Genomic DNA, 18306 nt, shown 5'->3' on the forward strand with positions numbered 1-18306 from the left:
TATGGAAGTGTTTTTATTGGGGCTGGCAAACTTGGTAATCCTTGCACTAATTATTCAATTGCTAGCGAGCCGTGAAATGGAAAGGTTATTTATTCCATTGTGCAAAGTAGCGATTGGCATATGGATTTTGCAATATATTCTACAATTCGCGAGTCATAAGTTACTGTGACGCTACATATTATGCAAATGTAGAATTCGTTTTAGTCAATTCACGTTGAGATGGTGATGGAACTATGGAAAAGCCCACAGGGAAACCCCGATTGATCATGATCGGTTTGATGGTTATGGTGTTTAGCATTTTATACATCACCAGTACGGCGAATGTAGGAGGGGAGAAACAGAAAAAAGAAGAGAAGCGCATGTTGTCAACACTTGAAGAAACACTTGAAGAAATGAAAGGGCTAGGAAAAGTGAAGGTGTATTTTCATTACGATGAAAAGGAAGAAGAGAGCCCGTTAGCCAATTATTTCTCTGCTTCATCCGACGTAAAAAGCCAATCTCCTTTGCAGGGGTTGCTCGTCGTGGCGGAAGGGGCAGAAGATCCGGCCGTACGGAACGGACTATCACAACTCCTAGCCAACGTCCTACAATTGCCTGAACATCGTATCGTTATCGTGGAAATGAAGAAAAGGGGGAATCAACATGAGAGCCAATAAACGAACAGTTTGGTTTTTAACATTACTTAGTCTAGTCGCAGTGATTTCAATCTACTACGTGAAGAAGGAAGCACCGATGCCGTTTGACGGAATTGCGATCTTCACGAAAGAAACAAAGGACGCAACGAATCTACTCGAAAAGGAAGGCAAGTCGGAGGAAGTGAAGCCAGTCTTTGCTGAATCGTATATTTTCCAAGATATGCGTATGGAAGTACGTAATGAACGCAGTGAGACGGTACAACAGTTGACAGAAAAAATGACTTCTTCTGATTTCTCTGCTGAAGAGAAAAATGAAATTTTTAATGAAATTGCTGCATTACGAAAAGTAAGTTCCACAGAAGCCTTGATGGAGATGCAAATTGCAGCACTTGGTTACCCTGAAGTGTTTGTACGTGGAGATGGTGATCGTGTCAACGTCACTGTGTTATCAAATGAAAGCCACTCACCGAAAATGGCGGATGAAATAACACAGTATGTCATGTCGAGCTGGGATGGCGCGCAAACTGTCAAAGTAGATTTTGCAGAAACAAAAGAATAATGCCAAAAGGAAGTCCATAGGGCTTCCTTTTTTGTGCGGATAATTAAATATTCGGTCTATATTTTATATATGAGTAAACAAGATAATGTTATCAGATAACACATTAGCGTTTTTTTGAATGAATTGACACAAAATTTGCAAATGATAGGGATTATTCGAGAATAATAGAATAATTTGTGTCTTTGCTATTCCATATTTACTGTAAAACGTCTATCATAGAATATGATAGCAAGAAAAATTAGTTAGGAGAATCAGATATGTTGAAAATTCAAGAAATCAGAGAAATTATTAAGCTTATCGATCAATCATCCATCCAGAAATTCTCATTGGAATCAGATGGAGGGAAGATTAAACTTGAAAAAAATGACGGACAAGCCGTGACAACGGTTACAGAAACACCACAAACACCACAAGCAGCACCGACTCCAGCTCCGGCAGCACCTGCAGCAGCTCCAGCAACTCCAGCTCCAACAGCAGCACCGGAAGCTCCAGCAGCTGAAGTGGTAACTGACGAAACACTACACAAAATCACTTCCCCTATGGTTGGAACATATTATCAGGCTTCATCACCAGACGCAGAAGCATACGTTAAAAAAGGTGATCAAGTGACTGCTGAATCCATCGTTTGTATTGTAGAAGCAATGAAACTATTCAACGAAATTGAATCAGAAGTGAATGGTGAAATCGTTGAAATCTTAGTACAAGACGGTCAACTTGTGGAATACGGACAGCCTTTATTCCTTGTTAGAGAAAACTAAGGGGGAGTATCTAATGAAAAAAGTATTAATTGCAAATCGTGGAGAAATTGCCGTGCGAATTATTCGCGCGTGTAAAGAAATGGGGATTAAAACGGTAGCTGTCTATTCCGAAGCAGATGCAGAGGCGCTACACGTTCAACTAGCAGACGAAGCAGTTTGCATCGGACCACGTCTATCGACAGACAGTTATCTAAACTTCTCAAACGTCATCAGTGCTGCAAAAGCAACTGACTGTGACGGAATCCATCCTGGTTATGGTTTCCTTGCAGAGAACGCGAGCTTCGCAGAACTTTGTGAAGAAGTAAATATCGAATTCATCGGGCCCACTGCAGCGGCCATTTCCAAAATGGGTACAAAAGACGTTGCGCGCAATACAATGGCATCTGCAGGAGTTCCGATCGTTCCTGGTTCTGACGGTATTGTGGATGATGCAGACCATGCACTTAAAATTGCAAAAGAACTTGGATTCCCCGTGATCATCAAAGCAACAGCTGGTGGTGGCGGTAAAGGGATTCGTGTAGCGCGTGATGAAGACGAGCTAGTAAAAGGCGTGAAAATCACACAAAAAGAAGCGGCTGCGGCATTCGGGAACCCGGGCGTCTATATTGAAAAATATATTGAAGTATTCCGTCACGTAGAAGTCCAAGTACTTGCGGACAAGTATGGTAACGCGATTCATTTAGGTGAGCGTGATTGTTCTATACAGCGCCGTATGCAAAAACTAGTCGAGGAAGCTCCATCTCCTGCGTTGACTCCTGAATTGCGTGCAGAGATGGGTGAAGCGGCGGTTAAAGCGGCTAAAGCTTGTAACTATCGTGGTGCAGGTACTGTAGAATTCATTTTTGATCATATCAATCAAAAATTCTATTTCATGGAAATGAATACACGAATTCAAGTGGAACATCCTGTAACAGAAATGATCACAGGAATAGACTTGATTCAACAACAGCTAAAAGTAGCAGCAGGTGAAGAATTAGCGTTCACACAAGAAGATATTACATTTAATGGCTGGTCCATTGAATGCCGGATCAACGCAGAAAATCCGGATAAGAATTTCATGCCATCCCCAGGTAAAGTGACTATGTATCTACCTCCAGGCGGCTTTGGTGTACGTGTTGACTCAGCCGTGTACCCAGGATATACGATTCCACCGTTTTACGACTCTATGGTCGCAAAGCTGATTGTTCATGCGGATACACGTGAGCAAGCGGTCGCTCGGATGAAACGTGCATTGGATGAATTCGTAGTGGAAGGCGTCCATACAACGATTCCATTCCACGCAAACTTAATGGATAATGATATATTCCAGTCTGGTGATTTTGATACAAAGTTCTTAGAAAAGTACGACGTCATGAAATAATTGGAGGAGAAGTGTAATGGCTGATAAAACAAATGCATCGTTTGTCGGAATGACACCGTCTGGAGATGCTGCACTCGGACGAGTCCAACTCGCACCTGAAGTACTCGAAGTCATCATTGGCATCGCCACATCAGAAGTAAATGGAGTGATTGCTACCCAAGGAAATTTCGCGTCAGGTGTTGCGGAGAAGTTGGGTAAAGTGATGTATGGAAAAGGTGTAAAAACCGAATGGGCAGATGAAGGACTAAAAATCGATGTGTATTGCATTATCGAGTACGGCCATTCCATTCCTACGATCGCGACGAAAATTCAGAGCGAAATTCGCCAAGCCATTTTGAATATGACTTCGCTTCAAACACATGAAGTGAATGTACATATAACGGGTATTCATTTCGAAGACTGAAGAGGTCTTATTCAATAAGCGCATAACCGAAGACAAACCTTTTAATGGGTTTGTTTTCGGTTTTTTGTTGTGTGAGTTCAATAAGTAAGTTCAGACCAATAAAGGCGTAGCGGGTAATGAGCGGATATAAGTAGAGATAGAGCGCTTGACGTAAAGTATGAGCGTGTGAGGACTTTGATAGAGCGGTTGAAAGTGAATATAGAGCGGATTTGTATAAATTATGAGCGCTTAGACAAATGAATGAGCGAAATTTACATGAGTGATCTACGATGAACAATTTAAATCGCACTAAGGGGGTGATTGGAAGTACATCTGGCATGACGATTAGTGTTGTTTACATGCTTACTAACGATCACTTGCTCAGCTAATTATGAACATCTTGATCAAAAACGTAAACTGATGACATAAAATCGCTTGATTCTACTAGTTCTTTTCTTACCTTTTGTGCTATCATTAGGTTTTGAAGATGAGCGGTAGAGGAGATAACAATTATGAAACGACGAGAAGCACGTGAAAAAGCAATTCAAACTCTGTTTCAGCTGGATAATAGCGAGATGAACGTGGATGAAGCGATAGGTTATATTGTAGAAACCCCGCTTGATTCATTCTACGAACAACTAGTTCGAGGTACAGCGGAACACCTGACAGAAGTTGATAGTGAAATTACAAATAAATTGGAAAACTGGACCATCGATAGATTGCCTAAAATCGAAAGAACCGTATTACGATTGGCTGTCTATGAACTCCTTTATAACGAAGAAGTTCCGAATCGGGTCATCATGAACGAAGCGATTGAGCTATGCAAAACGTTTGGTGACGAAAAGTCAGGCCGTTTTGTTAATGGGGTACTTTCTAAATTCCAATAACCAAAGTCGTCACTACTAATTACAAGCTTGAGCTCGATCAACTTTCTGTACAAATAAAAAAAGTTTGGTGGGAAAATCATGTCTAGTAAAAAGATTGATGGAAAAGCAATAGGACAAGAAATCCGGAATGAATTAAAAGAAGAAGTAGCTTCTTTAGTCGCACAAGGTGTTCAACCTGGACTGGCTGTTATTTTAGTTGGGGAAAACTCAGCATCCGAGACATATGTGAAAAACAAGGAGAAATCCAGCAAGGAAGCGGGTATGAAATCCGTGCTGACTAAATTGCCGGAGACTGTGTCAGAAGAGGATCTTCTAGCTGAAGTAGAGAAGCTTAACGAAGACGATACAATCGATGGTATTTTGGTGCAATTGCCATTACCGAAACATATTGATGAAAACAAAGTCATCCGCGCGATCAGCCCGGAAAAAGATGTCGATGGATTCCATCCGATGAATGTTGGGAAAATGTTGATCGGTCAAGAAACATTCTTGCCTTGTACACCCTATGGCATCATGCAGTTACTTGAGCGCTCTAATGTAGATATTGCAGGCAAGCACGCAGTTATTATCGGTAGAAGTAATATCGTAGGGAAACCGATGGGACAACTTCTATTACAAAAAGATGCCACGGTGACGTATTGTCATTCTCGTACAGAAGATTTGAAGAAATTTACGCAACAAGCAGATATTTTAATCGTTGCAATTGGTATAGCTAAATTCATCACAGGTGACTACATTAAAGAAGGCGCAGTGGTGATTGATGTGGGTATGAACCGTGATGAAAATGGCAAGCTATGTGGAGACGTTGATTATGAATCAGCTGAGAAGCAAGCTAGTGCTATTACACCTGTACCAGGCGGAGTAGGTCCAATGACAATTACGATGCTATTGAAAAACACCGTGGAAAGTGCGGAGAATAAATTAAAGGCACGTACACAAAATAAGTAATTCTAATCGAGAGACGCTCACCATGAGCGCCTCTCTATACATAAAAGGGCAGGTGATGGAAACATGTCCAATCAAACTTTTTTAACCGTTCAAGCGCTAACGAAATATGTCAAACGCAAATTTGACGCAGATCCACATTTACGGAATGTGTATGTAAAAGGTGAACTGTCGAACGTTAAGCTGCATCCGTCCGGACATATTTATTTTACATTGAAAGACGATAAGACGAGAATTCAAGCGGCCATGTTCCGTTCCCGTTCCAACACACTTCAATTTAAGCCTGAAAACGGTATGAATGTACTAATTACGGGAGATGTGACGGTGTTTGAAACGGCAGGATCATACCAACTCTATGTACAAACAATGGAGCCAGATGGTATAGGGGCGCTGTATCTAGCTTTTGAACAGTTGAAAAAGAAACTTCAGCAAGAAGGGTTGTTTGAAGAAAGATTTAAGCAAGCTATTCCGCCAGTACCGAAACGAGTCGGTCTCATTACAGCTGAATCGGGTGCCGCGCTGCGTGATATGTACTCCACCATTAACCGACGTTTTCCAATGGCAGAGATGCATTTATATCCCGCTCTCGTGCAAGGACGCACAGCAGTTCCTTCGATTGTGAAAGCGATTGAACAAGCGAACAAAATGGCAACTGTCGATGTATTGATTGTTGGCCGAGGCGGGGGATCCATTGAAGATTTGTGGGCATTTAATGAAGAGGACGTAGCACGTGCGATTTTCTCAAGTCGGATTCCAATCATCAGCGCAGTGGGACATGAAACCGACACGACCATTGCGGATTTTGTGGCAGATTTACGTGCACCGACGCCAACTGCAGCAGCAGAAATGGCTGTACCGGATCAGCTTCAATTATTTCAACACTTGAAAAATCAACAGCGTTCGATTTATTTAGCGGTACAGACCATAATTAAACAGTTGAACAAGCGTTTAGAGACAGCGCAAGCAGCCTATCCGCTACAATATCCCGAACGATTATATCGTCCTTTCATCGAGAAGCTCGACAATCTCGAAGATCGACTACAACGCGGCAGTGAGGCGGTTGTCCAAGGGAAACGGATGAGCTTCGATCGTCTCCATGCAGGTTTTCAGTACTATACACCCATTCGACGTATTCAGCTGGAACAGCAACAGACGAAACAACTGGAAATGCGTTTGAATCGTGCTGCGGAACACTCTATTAAACAGCGTCAGCAACATTTCATATCGCTAATGCGCATGATGCAAGCCCTGAATCCATTACAAGTAATGGAAAGAGGTTTTTCAATCGGTTATAAAGATCATGAAGTGATTAAATCTATAAAAGATGTAGCAAGCGGAGATCACGTGACGCTTCAATTAGCAGACGGATCTATTTCCACTATAGTAGAAGGAATCATTCCAAAGGAGGTCGAGTAAGGATGGCAGAAGATAAAAATATGCAATTCGAGCAGGCAATGCACCAGTTAGAAGAAATTGTACAGAAATTGGAGGCTGGAGAGGCACCTTTGGATGATACGATCACGTTGTATAAGCAAGGGATGGAGCTCTCAGCCTATTGTCAGAAGAAGTTGCAGAATGCTGAAAAACAATTGATTCGTATGATTGATCAAGAGGGTAACGAAACCTCATTTGATCCGACAGCAGGTGAACCGAATGAATGAAAAATTACAAGCTTTTATTGCTGAAATGATTCCTGAAATTGAACGTGAACTGACGAATCAACTGGCGAAGTCTGATATTCCAGACGCTTTGCACGAATCTATGATGTATTCCGTAGAAGCGGGCGGCAAACGAATTCGTCCATTACTAGTTATGGCTGTTTTATTTGATATGAAACAAGATTCGGCTGATGCAGTAAAAGTCGCGGCTTCTGCTGAACTGATACATACATATTCATTAATTCATGACGATCTACCGTGCATGGATGACGATGATTTTAGAAGAGGTAAACCTACGAATCATAAAGTATACGGTGAAGATGTCGCGACGCTTTCGGGAGATGCAATGCAGGCAATGGCTTTCCAAGCGCTCGCAGATCTTCGGGAAACACCACCGGAAGCCGCGATTGAACTTGTCGGATTACTGGCAAAAGCGTCGGGCGCTCAAGGGATGGTCAAAGGCCAAGTTCTCGATATGAAAGGCGAACAGCGATTATTGCCTTTAGCAGAATTGGAAGAAGTCCATATTCATAAAACAGGCGCATTACTCTCATACTGTATAGAAGCGGGTGCTGTGCTAGCACAGGCTACGGATGAACAGCGTGAGCAACTTCGCCGTTTCTCTCACAACATTGGGTTGGCATTCCAAATCCAAGATGATATTTTGGATGTAACAGCCACTACTGAGCAGCTCGGTAAACCAGCAAACAGTGATACTTCAAGCGAAAAGTCGACGTATCCTTCATTGCTTGGGCTAGACGGGGCTCGCGAGCAATTAAAAGCACGTCATGAAGAAGCAATACGTGCTTTGCAGTCCATCGGCTTAGGGGAGTCTATGTTGCAATTGTTAGCAGATTACATTATTGAGCGAAATATGTAATTTGGAACCGTTATATTTGTGTCGCACGTTGTTACTGTTATAATGTAGAAAACAAACAGCAACTACTTGGTCTAATAAAGGACAACTAGCGCGATGTACAAATAGAAAGACCTACTTACATGATGAAGGTGTGTGATCACGATGGATCTAACAAAGATTACCAATCCATCTTTTATAAAAGAGCTCGATAAAGAACAGTTAGAATCTCTGGCGGCAGATATTCGCCATTTTCTAATTGAAAATTTATCGGTTACTGGCGGGCATATCGGACCGAATTTGGGTGTTGTCGAATTGACGATTGCATTGCATAAAATCTTCGACAGTCCAACCGATAAATTTTTATGGGATGTAGGACATCAGTCATATGTCCATAAAATTCTTACAGGCCGAGCGGGTGAATTCGACACGCTTAGAAAATATAAAGGGTTGAGCGGATTTCCGAAGATGGCGGAGAGCATACATGACATATGGGAAACGGGCCATAGTTCAACATCTTTGTCAGCGGCAATGGGAATGGCTGTTGCACGAGATATTAAAAAGGAAAAAAGTTTTGTCATTCCGATCATTGGCGATGGTGCGTTGACGGGCGGTATGGCGCTTGAAGCTTTGAACCATATCGGACACGAAAAGACGAATCTTACGGTCATTTTAAATGACAATGAAATGTCTATTGCACCGAATGTTGGCGCATTGCATTCAATTCTCGGGAAATTACGGACGGCTGGAAAGTACAACAACGTAAAAGATGAACTGGAATTCCTTTTACGTAAAATCCCGGCAGTTGGCGGTAGAGTCGCGACGGCTGCGGAACGTGTGAAAGACAGCTTGAAATATTTAGTCGTGAACGGGGTCTTCTTTGAGGAGCTTGGATTCACATATTTAGGACCAATTGATGGCCATGACTTTGTGGAATTAGAGCGTTCTCTTCAATACGCGAAGAAAATGGAAGGGCCGGTATTACTCCATGTAATTACGAAAAAAGGTAAAGGCTATAGTCCTGCCGAGTTAGATAAAATTGGTACATGGCATGGTACAGGTCCATATAAGATTGAAACTGGAGATTTTGTGAAATCCCCTGTGAAAGGTCCTGCTTGGAGTGCTTTAGTTTCTGAAACGGTACGCAAGCTTGCGAGGAATGATCGACGCATTGTTGCCATTACGCCTGCTATGCCGGTAGGATCAAAACTCGAGCCATTCGCAGCAGAATTCCCAGATCGTTTCTTCGATGTTGGGATTGCAGAACAACATGCAGCGACGATGGCTGCAGGACTTGCAGCCACTGGAATGAAGCCTTTCCTAGCTATTTATTCGACATTCTTGCAGCGTGCATACGATCAAATGTTACATGATATTACACGCCAAAAGCTTAATGTCTTTATCGGTATTGACCGCTCAGGACTCGTAGGAGCCGATGGAGAAACACATCACGGTGTGTTTGACATAGCATTCTTGCGTCATTTGCCGAACTTAGTTATTATGATGCCAAAAGATGAAAACGAAGGTCAGCACATGGTCAAGACAGCTATTGATCATGATGAAGGTCCGATTGCACTTCGTTACCCACGTGGCAATGGGTATGGTGTACCAATGGATGAAGAACTCCATACGATTCCAATCGGCACATGGGAAGTATTACAAGAAGGCGAAGACGCAACGATCTTGACGTTCGGTACGACCATTCCTATGGCGTTCTCAGCTGCTGAGCAATTAAAAGCACAAGGTAAAAATGTAGCGGTTGTCAATGCGCGTTTCATCAAGCCGATGGATACGAATTTGTTGGATGAGCTATTTGCTAAAGGGAAACCGATTATTACAATTGAAGAAGCGGTGCTTGCTGGTGGATTCGGCAGTGGCGTGATGGAATATGCAGAGCAAGTAGGTCATACGGGTACGATTTTCGAGAGAATAGGTATTCCGGATGATTTCATTGAACATGGTAGTGTCGATAAATTACTGGTCGAAATTCATATGACACCGGATCATGTGGCAGAAGTTACCGCAGCGGCTATTCAGCAAGCAGCAGAAAGAGCGAAAGTATGAGTACACCTGTGAAAAAAGAGAGAGTAGATGTGTTGCTGGTAGAGCGTGGATTAACAGAATCCCGTGAACAAGCAAAGCGATCCATCATGGCGGGTCTCGTTTACTCTGATACAGCAAGAATTGAAAAAGCGGGAGAAAAAATTGCGGTTGATGCTCCATTAACTGTAAAAGGACCTGCGATTAAATATGTAAGTCGTGGTGGCTTGAAACTGGAAAAGGCATTACTGTCTTTTCCTATTTCTGTGAAAGAGAAGATTGTTCTGGATATTGGGGCCTCAACGGGCGGCTTTACGGATTGTGCATTGCAAAACGGCGCGAACCATTGTTACGCACTAGATGTAGGCTATAATCAACTCGCATGGAAAATCCGTCAGCACGAACAAGTGACAGTGATGGAACGGCAAAATTTCCGTCATGCGACCGTAGATTTGTTTACGGAAGGATTACCCGAAGTGGCGACAATCGATGTTTCATTTATTTCGTTATCGTTGATTTTACCGGCACTAAAGAACATCATCGTACCTGGTGGTCAAGTGGTAGCGCTAGTGAAGCCTCAATTTGAAGCAGGAAAAGATAAAGTCGGTAAAAAAGGTATTGTCCGTGATCCAGCGATCCATCTTGAAGTGTTGGAAAAGATTGCTGCAATGGCAGTGGCAGAAGGATTTTCCGTTAAAGGTGCTACGTATTCGCCGGTTACAGGTGGAGAAGGCAATATTGAGTTCTTGTATTATTTAGTAGCCGAGGACGATGCGGTGACCGATTTTACAACGGAAAATTTTAAGCAATTAGTGAAACAGGCACATACGGATTTAACATAACGCGCAATGAGTTGCGCGTTTTTTAGATGATTAGTATAATTTTGTTTATGGACTCAACAGAATCGGAGTGAGTAAAATTGAATAAAGGACAACGACATTTACGTATTCGAGAGATTATTACGAACCATGAAATAGAAACACAGGATCAGCTTGTCGAAAGTCTGAAAGCAGCGGGTGCCGATGTTACGCAGGCAACGGTTTCGCGTGATATTAAAGAAATGCACTTGATTAAAGTACCTTCACCTTCAGGCAATTATAAATACAGTCTACCTCCTATCCATCGCTATAATACAGAAGAGAAATTAAAGCGTATGCTAGAGGATGCATTTGTGGGCATCGACAGTGCAAGTCATTTTATTATGTTGAAAACGCTTCCCGGTAACGCGCAGGCTGTTGGATCGCTTGTCGATAACTTAGACTGGGATGAAATGCTTGGAACGATTTGTGGTGACGATACCTGTTTGATCATTTGTCGTGCAGAATCTCAGACAGAATATGTAAAAGATAAAATATTATCCATGCTATAAGCGAGGTGAGGACTTCATTGTTAAGCGAACTTTCGATTAAAAACTTTGCTATTATTGAACAACTTGAAATCGCATTTGACGACGGTCTAACGGTGCTAACCGGTGAAACGGGTGCTGGGAAATCCATTATTATTGATGCTGTCCAGCTCCTAGCTGGCGGCCGCGGTTCCCAGGAGTTCATTCGCCACGGTGCGAAAAAAGCTGAGCTTCAAGGACTTTTCACAATTGACAAAAATATTGAAAATGTAACAGAGAAGTTGACGGAATTTGGCATTGATACGGAAGAAGGTATTGTGATTTTACGCCGGGATATAAGTGCCAGCGGGAAATCTGTTTGTCGCGTCAATGGTAAACTCGTAACTATTGCTATATTGCGTGAGATTGGCGCCTTGCTCATCGATATCCATGGTCAGCACGAAAATCAGGAGTTAATGAACGAAAAGCGTCATATTCATTTGCTTGATTTCTTCATAGGTGAGCCGATTGAACGTGCGATGTCAACCTATACCGAGTTATATGATAAATATAAAAAACTCCAGCAAGTCATTGCTGCTAAAACACAAGATGAGCAGCAAATTGCGCAAAAAATTGATCTATACAAATTCCAATTGGAAGAAATCGATGCAGCAGATTTGAAGATCGGTGAAGAGGAAGAGCTGGAGTCTGAACTTGTGAAGCTCCAACATTTTAACCGGTTATTTGATCGCTTGAATACTTCATATGAAGCTTTGTCTCTAGAGTCACATGGACTCGATTGGATCGGCAATTCAATGAGTGATCTGGAAGAAGCGGCTTCGATTGATGAAGATCTCAAAATGATGTCTGAAACAGTTAATTCTTCATTTTATGCGCTTCAAGATGTTTCACATGATTTAAAACGGATGATCGATGGGATGGAATTCCAACCGGATCGATTGGAATTTGTCGAAGACCGATTAGCGCTGTTTTTGACATTGAAGCGTAAATATGGAAAATCACTTGAAGATATTTTAATTTATCGCGATAAAATTGCCGATGCACTCGATCAACTTGTCAATCGTGACGAAAGATTGCATCAAAATCAGGAATTATTGGCACAATACGTAGAAGATCTTGAAATAGAAGCGAATGAATTATCGATAATCCGTAAAAAAGCGGCACTGTCTCTTGAAAAAGGGATTGAAGAGCAGTTAAAACAGTTATATATGGAAAAGGCTACATTTAAAGTACAAATTCATCAAAAACACCCTCGGCAATTCGATGCTAATGGATTTGACGAAGTTGTATTTATGATTTCCACAAACTTGGGTGAACCTCTCAAGCCTTTGGTACGAGTGGCGTCTGGTGGCGAATTATCACGAATGATGCTGGCGTTGAAAACGATTTTCTCTCAACATCAAGGTGTCACGTCAATTATTTTTGATGAAGTGGATACCGGAGTCAGTGGCCGCGTAGCACAGTCCATTGCGGAAAAGATTTCCATGATCTCCAGCCACTCACAAGTGTTATGTATTTCGCATTTACCGCAAGTGGCTGCAATGGCAGATCATCATTATCTCATCAAAAAAGAAGTGCATGATGGACGAACGACTACGGCGATTCATGATGTGATGAAAACACAACGTACGGAAGAATTATCTCGCATGCTTTCCGGTGCAGAAATTACGACATTGACGCTTCAGCATGCAGAAGAACTTTTGCTTTTAGCCGAACAGCGTAAGCAGGAATTTCGCAAATAAAGTATAAATACACAATGTTTTCTAGTGGTGTCAGCACTGTTTATTTTACCCTTTCATACTTTCTCTTCGAAAGGACATACCAAAGGTATCTTTCGTTGAGGAGGTGAAACATGGGATGGAATAAATCTTTCAAAACGCTCTTAGCGCTTATACTGATGCTCTGCCTTGTGCCTGGGATTTCATTAGCAAAAGAAGAAACCCTCATTCCGATGGGTGATTCCATCGGTATTCAAATGGATTTGAGTGGTATTTATGTAACGAGTGACGTCAAGGTGGCTTCGAAGGAATGGCTAAAAAAAGGTGATATAATTCGCCAGTTAAACGGTACAGATACAAAGCAACTTGTTCATTTCGAACGCGCCCTGCAAAAAGATAGTGCTACGATGGAACTCGACATTTTGCGTAATGGGGAACGTGAAACCATTCAGGCAGATCCGTCGCTCATTAAGCACGTCACGCCCTTCTTGAAAGATCGAACGGAAGGTACTGGGACATTGACGTATGTCGACCCGGAAAGCGGCACGTATGGTGCACTGGGACACCAAATCATTGATAGTACATTGCAGTCTGCTCCGTCTTTTGAAAAAGGAGCTATTTATTTATCTGAAATTAGCCAGATCAAGAAAAGTTCTCCAGGGATCCCAGGTTATAAAATTTCCTCCATTATTGATCAGAATAAATTTCTTGGGAATATTCAAATCAATAATGTGTATGGAATATTTGGTCATTGGAAAAATGCCTATAATAAAGTGTTGGCTGAACCGCTGGAAATTATGCAACCGTTTGAATTGATGATCGGACCTGCAGAAATTTATACTACGGTAGAAGGTTCTACTGTAGAAAAATTTGCCATCCAAATTACGAAGATAGAAGAAGAACAATTCCACATCCTATTGACTGACCAGAAACTGCTGAGTAAGACGGGCGGGATCTTACAAGGCATGAGCGGAAGTCCTGTGATCCAAAATGGCAAGTTTGTCGGTGCGATTACGCATATGTTCGTGGACGAGCCCGAAAAAGGGGCCGCGCTTTTTTTGGAAACGATGAGAACGAATGAGAAGTGAAAAAACAGCCTGTGCACTTTTGAGCACAGGCTGTTTTTTCGTATAGGTGTTCGATACAGAGAAAAGGGAAAAAAGTCGAAATAGGTAGAAAGCATCGTTCAGAAGTATCATTTTACATAAAAAAATAAGTAATTGTAGAATTTGCCATATAGATGACTTACGATAATAGGAGAGAAACAGCGGGAAAAAGAAATGGATCGCCGATTTTATACCAGGGGGAATGGGTTATGGAAAATGTGAAGGTAGCAATTGCTGACGATAATAAAGAACTTGTGAAAACGATGATGTCTTATTTTGAAAAGCACGACGAAATAGAAGTAATTTGGACAGCGAATAATGGGCAAGTATGCTTGACGATGTTGGAAGAAGAGCGCCCGGATATTTTATTGTTGGATATTATTATGCCGCATCTTGACGGTATTGGAGTATTGGAGACGCTGAATGAAACGAATAAAATGGGGGATATGCAAATCATGATGTTGACGGCTTTCGGACAGGAAAATGTCATGTCACAAGCCGCAAGTCTTGGTGCTTCGTACTTCATGTTAAAGCCGTTTGAATTCGACCGCTTGATCGGACAAATTTTTAAGGCTGCAGGGAAACCAAAAAATACAGCGACTTCATTTGTTGTACAGGAGTCCCCTCAGCAGACAGGTGTCGTGACTCAGAAAGTTCTCGATACGGCAATTACGTCAATGATTAAAGAAATCGGCGTGCCTGCTCATATTAAAGGTTATGCGTTTTTACGTGAAGGAATTCAGATGGTCTATAGCGATGCGGAGTTGCTCGGATCCGTCACGAAGATTCTATATCCGGATATCGCGAAAAAGTATAATACGACACCATCCCGAGTGGAACGTGCAATTCGCCATGCGATTGAGGTCGCGTGGAACCGCGGGAATTACGATTTAATTTCAAAGACTTTTGGATATACGGTGCATCATTTGAAAAGTAAGCCGACGAATAGCGAATTTATTGCAATGATTGCGGATAAAATCCGTTTGGAGCATATGGTGAGCTGATTGAAGTGATAAATGGATAGAGAGTTTACGACCAGCCAACTAATCGGGTGTATTAGTTGGTTTTCGTTTGTAAATGAAGTGCACAACATTCGAGATGATCGGTGTTTTTTAGTTGGCGGGGTGAATAATGGGTGGTTATGAATTAGGTTGCGCTCATTAATTTTTGTAAGTGATCATACTTTCTCTACAACCGCTCGTAACTTCTCACGTGTGCTCATACATCACTCTAATCTGCTCTATACGCAGTCCTAAGCGCTCATACAGTTTGTTTAACCGCTCATTGCACATAAATTTCTCATATGAATTTGAACGTACATACGTTCACACAACCATGTAAGACAAAATTTACGTATTAATTATTCAATAGACGAATGATAGGGATAAAGTCAGTATTTATTTCGATGCTTAAGAAAATCGGAGAACGCTGTGAGGAAATGCTTATTTATGCAGTGTATTCACAAAAAGAGCTATCTCAAGTGCGCTTCAATCTTCTATACTAGTAAATAAAGAAGGAGGGATTTCGTTGTTAGTTGAAAATGAATACTTTGAACTTCTAGAAGAAAATAACAAAGTTATTATGAACACTAAAAAGGTAGGGTATCCGCTTAAGTCGTTTGACGCGCTGGCTTCTGATATTCCTAGATTAAAATTGAATTCATTCAAGGTGCTAATGAACGCTCTTCAGACGGAAGGCCAACATGATATCGGGGCGTATTCCGCTCCTTGTGAAGTATATATATCACCCAGTAAAATGAAGGTCGAATTGTATATTCATGCAACAAACGAAGAGTTTCTTGCAAATAAAGAGCAGTTCCTGAAACAAGCGGAAGAAATGCTGGACCAAAGAGAAATACACTATGACAAAGAAAGTCTACTTAGCTTAGCGTTTCTACCAAGTAATCCAATCATTATTGCGGTAGGCAAAGAGCCTGTCAAAGGAGAAAACGCACAGGTGGAGTATATAGCAATGCCGGATCGTAAACCGAGTCTTCGAGAGGATGGTTCTGCTGATCACTACGAGTTGAATTTTGTGACACCGATTGCGAAAGGTGATTGGTTAGGTGAGAAAACGCCTGCTAAAGAAGGATTCGAAGGTCAAAACGTCTTTGGTGAACCGATAGCAGCTAAAAAAGGCGAGGACATTAAACTAATTTACGATCGAAAATCTGTTGGGGAGTTTGAAGAAGAAGGGAAAATAGTTTTACGTGCTTTGCATGGCGGCGCACTGGAGGAACTGAACGGTGCAATTAGTGTTGGAAAGCAATTGATCATTTCGGACGACGTCGGCACGAAAACCGGCTCCATTACATTTGATGGATCGGTACGTGTTATGGGGACGGTTTTAGCAGGTTTCTCAGTCAATGCGACAGGGGATATTTCTATCGAAGGAAGAGAAGGTGTGACAAATGCCAAGGAAATCTATTCCGAAGAAGGTGATGTCTATATTAAAGGTGGCGTGTTTGGTGGTGGAGAAACCATTATCAAGGCGAAGAAGAATGTTTTTGTGAAACATGCGAATAATTGCAAGATTTATGGGGAACGAGTGAATATTGGTCTCTATTCACTTGGGTCTGAATTATACGGCGATCATATTTGTATTGATCAACATAAAGGTCGGATCATCGGTGGTGTTGCGGAAGCGATGTTTTCTATTGAATGTGCAACGGCTGGCAATAGTCATGAACGTTTGACGAAACTTATCGTCAAAGGAGTCAATAAAGAAATGGAGCTCGAGGAAATTCAGCGTCTTGCGGAAAAGCTAAAAGCGGAGCATGCGGAACTGAAAAAAGTGGAGTTGACATTTGATAAAATGGCCAGCATCAAAGCAAGTCTTCCGGCAGGACAGTTGGAATTACTAGAAAAGACATTGCAAGTAAAACAGCAAGAAGTTGTATCGCTAGATCAGACGATTAAAAATAAGTTGCAACTTGTGCAAGTAGCTAGCACGCCTAAAATTGAAATCACGCGTGAAGCACACCCTGGTGTCCAAATCGTAATAGGTAATAAAACTAGCATGTTGAGTCAGGTAACGAAAGGCGTTTTCGAACTAACAAGCGAAGGAGCATTGAATGTCTGATAGCAAAATATTTGCCCATCGTGGCGCATCTGGAACCTATTTTGAAAATACCATGCGTGCGTTTTTAGGGGCTTTACAAAAAGGTGCGGATGGAATCGAGTTGGATGTCCAGCAAACGAGCGACGGACAACTTGTTGTTTTTCATGATCATGATTTAGCACGTCTCGCTGGAATTGAGCAGCGCATTGATCAATTGACATCGCAGGAACTGCAACAAATTAAAATAGGCAAGAGCAAATATAGGCGAATGTTTGGCCATTCCATACCCGTGTTATTTGATGTGGTGTCTTTCTGCTCTGAACATAATTTGGCGCTGAATATCGAGTTAAAGGAAACCGTGTACGGGCAAACTGCTGCACTTGAGCAAATCTTGCATTACGTAGAGTCGTTATCTGACGTCCATCTCTCTTCGTTTGATTATGAGACAGTGCGTATGATAAAGGAGCTGGACCCCGACATGGAAACTGCATTATTGCTAAGAAAAAAATCGGTCGACTGGCAAAATCTCGATTCCTATGGAGTCGATGCATTTCATTTTCACAAGCGATTGTGGAAAGATCCGTTTAAGAGACATCTGCTTGAAAGTGGTAAGATCTTACGAATGTATGGGGTAACCGGTGCAGAATCTATTCTATCCAATACACCTGAAGTGACAGGCTGGATTACGGACTATCCAAAGCGTGTACGCAAAAAAATAAAAGGATCAAGGTAGTGCACCTTGGCCCTTTTATTTCAAATCTTTTTTAAATCTGTCAGCTGCCCGTCCAGTTCTGCGGTCTCGACGTAATAAAAAGCCTGCAAAAAATCCAAGACCACCAGCGAACAGTATGAAACCGCCTAAAAACTGCATCCAGATGAATGGAAATGGCGGAAAAAGATGTCCGAACAATGAATCGCGCATTAATTTTATTCCCAGAGCCGCTGCAATCCCTGGAATCAACAGTACAATAAACGCAGCAAGACGTACCATATCATT

20 protein-coding genes are annotated in these 18306 nt (G+C 41.9%); 19 read left to right on the forward strand and 1 reads right to left on the reverse strand.

Annotation, left to right across the window (positions count from 1 at the left end; translation table 11 throughout):
- Position 1: 1 nt before the first annotated feature.
- From SporoP17a_RS16660 to SporoP17a_RS00435, 19 genes are all read left to right on the forward strand, one after another.
- Positions 2-169: a hypothetical protein gene (locus tag SporoP17a_RS16660; protein WP_156890497.1), complete on the forward strand. Its 168-nt coding sequence runs from the start codon at positions 2-4 to the stop codon at positions 167-169.
- A gap of 64 nt (positions 170-233) precedes the next feature.
- Complete coding sequence (locus tag SporoP17a_RS00350; protein ID WP_083030718.1) at positions 234-656, forward strand: hypothetical protein; 423 nt, start codon at positions 234-236, stop codon at positions 654-656.
- Complete coding sequence (locus SporoP17a_RS00355) at positions 643-1194, forward strand: SpoIIIAH-like family protein (protein ID WP_083030721.1); 552 nt, start codon at positions 643-645, stop codon at positions 1192-1194. The genes SporoP17a_RS00350 and SporoP17a_RS00355 overlap by 14 nt, the downstream gene beginning before the upstream one ends.
- 257 nt (positions 1195-1451) lie before the next feature.
- Positions 1452-1952, forward strand: a complete 501-nt coding sequence (gene accB, locus SporoP17a_RS00360) for an acetyl-CoA carboxylase biotin carboxyl carrier protein (protein ID WP_083030724.1) — start codon at positions 1452-1454, stop codon at positions 1950-1952.
- Positions 1953-1965: 13 nt separating this feature from the next.
- Entirely contained in the window at positions 1966-3312 is a 1347-nt protein-coding gene (accC, locus tag SporoP17a_RS00365; protein WP_083030727.1) for an acetyl-CoA carboxylase biotin carboxylase subunit, read from the forward strand.
- Positions 3313-3328: 16 nt separating this feature from the next.
- Positions 3329-3715, forward strand: coding sequence for an Asp23/Gls24 family envelope stress response protein (locus SporoP17a_RS00370; protein ID WP_083030728.1), 387 nt, complete (start codon positions 3329-3331; stop codon positions 3713-3715).
- A 491-nt stretch (positions 3716-4206) separates the two neighbouring features.
- Positions 4207-4581, forward strand: coding sequence for a transcription antitermination factor NusB (gene nusB, locus SporoP17a_RS00375; protein WP_029054561.1), 375 nt, complete (start codon positions 4207-4209; stop codon positions 4579-4581).
- Positions 4582-4659: 78 nt separating this feature from the next.
- Complete coding sequence (gene folD / locus SporoP17a_RS00380; protein ID WP_083030729.1) at positions 4660-5529, forward strand: bifunctional methylenetetrahydrofolate dehydrogenase/methenyltetrahydrofolate cyclohydrolase FolD; 870 nt, start codon at positions 4660-4662, stop codon at positions 5527-5529.
- A 63-nt stretch (positions 5530-5592) separates the two neighbouring features.
- Positions 5593-6942: an exodeoxyribonuclease VII large subunit gene (gene xseA, locus SporoP17a_RS00385; RefSeq protein ID WP_083030732.1), complete on the forward strand. Its 1350-nt coding sequence runs from the start codon at positions 5593-5595 to the stop codon at positions 6940-6942.
- 2 nt (positions 6943-6944) lie between these two features.
- Positions 6945-7187, forward strand: coding sequence for an exodeoxyribonuclease VII small subunit (locus SporoP17a_RS00390; protein WP_083030734.1), 243 nt, complete (start codon positions 6945-6947; stop codon positions 7185-7187).
- The gene (locus SporoP17a_RS00395) at positions 7180-8064 is read left to right on the forward strand and encodes a polyprenyl synthetase family protein (protein WP_083030737.1); all 885 of its coding nucleotides are present in this window, start codon (positions 7180-7182) and stop codon (positions 8062-8064) included. Before SporoP17a_RS00390 ends, SporoP17a_RS00395 begins: the two co-directional genes overlap by 8 nt.
- A 141-nt stretch (positions 8065-8205) precedes the next feature.
- On the forward strand, positions 8206-10104 hold the full coding sequence (gene dxs, locus SporoP17a_RS00400) for a 1-deoxy-D-xylulose-5-phosphate synthase (RefSeq protein ID WP_083030740.1): 1899 nt from the start codon (positions 8206-8208) through the stop codon (positions 10102-10104).
- Complete coding sequence (locus tag SporoP17a_RS00405) at positions 10101-10922, forward strand: TlyA family RNA methyltransferase (RefSeq protein WP_083030743.1); 822 nt, start codon at positions 10101-10103, stop codon at positions 10920-10922. Before dxs ends, SporoP17a_RS00405 begins: the two co-directional genes overlap by 4 nt.
- 77 nt (positions 10923-10999) lie before the next feature.
- Positions 11000-11449, forward strand: coding sequence for a transcriptional regulator AhrC/ArgR (gene ahrC / locus SporoP17a_RS00410; RefSeq protein ID WP_083030746.1), 450 nt, complete (start codon positions 11000-11002; stop codon positions 11447-11449).
- Positions 11450-11466: 17 nt separating this feature from the next.
- The gene (gene recN / locus SporoP17a_RS00415) at positions 11467-13167 is read left to right on the forward strand and encodes a DNA repair protein RecN (RefSeq protein ID WP_083030749.1); all 1701 of its coding nucleotides are present in this window, start codon (positions 11467-11469) and stop codon (positions 13165-13167) included.
- Positions 13168-13277: 110 nt separating this feature from the next.
- A complete protein-coding gene (locus tag SporoP17a_RS00420; RefSeq protein WP_083030751.1) occupies positions 13278-14231 on the forward strand; it encodes a SpoIVB peptidase S55 domain-containing protein in 954 nt (317 codons plus the stop codon).
- Between the two features lie 227 nt (positions 14232-14458).
- The gene (spo0A, locus tag SporoP17a_RS00425; RefSeq protein ID WP_083030754.1) at positions 14459-15253 is read left to right on the forward strand and encodes a sporulation transcription factor Spo0A; all 795 of its coding nucleotides are present in this window, start codon (positions 14459-14461) and stop codon (positions 15251-15253) included.
- 523 nt (positions 15254-15776) lie between these two features.
- On the forward strand, positions 15777-17330 hold the full coding sequence (locus SporoP17a_RS00430; RefSeq protein WP_083030757.1) for a flagellar assembly protein A: 1554 nt from the start codon (positions 15777-15779) through the stop codon (positions 17328-17330).
- Complete coding sequence (locus SporoP17a_RS00435) at positions 17323-18042, forward strand: glycerophosphodiester phosphodiesterase (RefSeq protein WP_083030760.1); 720 nt, start codon at positions 17323-17325, stop codon at positions 18040-18042. Before SporoP17a_RS00430 ends, SporoP17a_RS00435 begins: the two co-directional genes overlap by 8 nt.
- Before the next feature lie 15 nt (positions 18043-18057).
- On the opposite strand, the gene SporoP17a_RS00440 is transcribed toward SporoP17a_RS00435, so the two are convergent.
- Positions 18058-18300: a DUF2627 domain-containing protein gene (locus SporoP17a_RS00440; RefSeq protein ID WP_083030762.1), complete on the reverse strand. Its 243-nt coding sequence runs from the start codon at positions 18298-18300 to the stop codon at positions 18058-18060.
- Between the last annotated feature and the right edge of the window lie 6 nt (positions 18301-18306).

This window comes from Sporosarcina ureae (assembly GCF_002082015.1).
In the GTDB taxonomy this organism is placed as follows: Bacteria; Bacillota; Bacilli; order Bacillales_A; family Planococcaceae; genus Sporosarcina; species Sporosarcina ureae_A.

Excerpts from the sequence above, each read along its gene's own strand:
- nusB (WP_029054561.1), top strand. The coding sequence starts at position 4,207 with ATGAAACGACGAGAAGCACGTGAAAAAGCAATTCAAACTCTGTTTCAG.
- SporoP17a_RS00355 (WP_083030721.1), top strand. The coding sequence starts at position 643 with ATGAGAGCCAATAAACGAACAGTTTGGTTTTTAACATTACTTAGTCTA.
- SporoP17a_RS00350 (WP_083030718.1), top strand. The coding sequence starts at position 234 with ATGGAAAAGCCCACAGGGAAACCCCGATTGATCATGATCGGTTTGATG.
- spo0A (WP_083030754.1), top strand. The coding sequence starts at position 14,459 with ATGGAAAATGTGAAGGTAGCAATTGCTGACGATAATAAAGAACTTGTG.
- xseA (WP_083030732.1), top strand. The coding sequence starts at position 5,593 with ATGTCCAATCAAACTTTTTTAACCGTTCAAGCGCTAACGAAATATGTC.
- SporoP17a_RS00370 (WP_083030728.1), top strand. The coding sequence starts at position 3,329 with ATGGCTGATAAAACAAATGCATCGTTTGTCGGAATGACACCGTCTGGA.
- accB (WP_083030724.1), top strand. The coding sequence starts at position 1,452 with ATGTTGAAAATTCAAGAAATCAGAGAAATTATTAAGCTTATCGATCAA.
- SporoP17a_RS00395 (WP_083030737.1), top strand. The coding sequence starts at position 7,180 with ATGAATGAAAAATTACAAGCTTTTATTGCTGAAATGATTCCTGAAATT.
- SporoP17a_RS00405 (WP_083030743.1), top strand. The coding sequence starts at position 10,101 with ATGAGTACACCTGTGAAAAAAGAGAGAGTAGATGTGTTGCTGGTAGAG.
- dxs (WP_083030740.1), top strand. The coding sequence starts at position 8,206 with ATGGATCTAACAAAGATTACCAATCCATCTTTTATAAAAGAGCTCGAT.
- SporoP17a_RS00390 (WP_083030734.1), top strand. The coding sequence starts at position 6,945 with ATGGCAGAAGATAAAAATATGCAATTCGAGCAGGCAATGCACCAGTTA.
- SporoP17a_RS00420 (WP_083030751.1), top strand. The coding sequence starts at position 13,278 with ATGGGATGGAATAAATCTTTCAAAACGCTCTTAGCGCTTATACTGATG.
- SporoP17a_RS16660 (WP_156890497.1), top strand. The coding sequence starts at position 2 with ATGGAAGTGTTTTTATTGGGGCTGGCAAACTTGGTAATCCTTGCACTA.
- SporoP17a_RS00435 (WP_083030760.1), top strand. The coding sequence starts at position 17,323 with ATGTCTGATAGCAAAATATTTGCCCATCGTGGCGCATCTGGAACCTAT.
- folD (WP_083030729.1), top strand. The coding sequence starts at position 4,660 with ATGTCTAGTAAAAAGATTGATGGAAAAGCAATAGGACAAGAAATCCGG.
- accC (WP_083030727.1), top strand. The coding sequence starts at position 1,966 with ATGAAAAAAGTATTAATTGCAAATCGTGGAGAAATTGCCGTGCGAATT.
- SporoP17a_RS00440 (WP_083030762.1), bottom strand. The coding sequence starts at position 18,300 with ATGGTACGTCTTGCTGCGTTTATTGTACTGTTGATTCCAGGGATTGCA.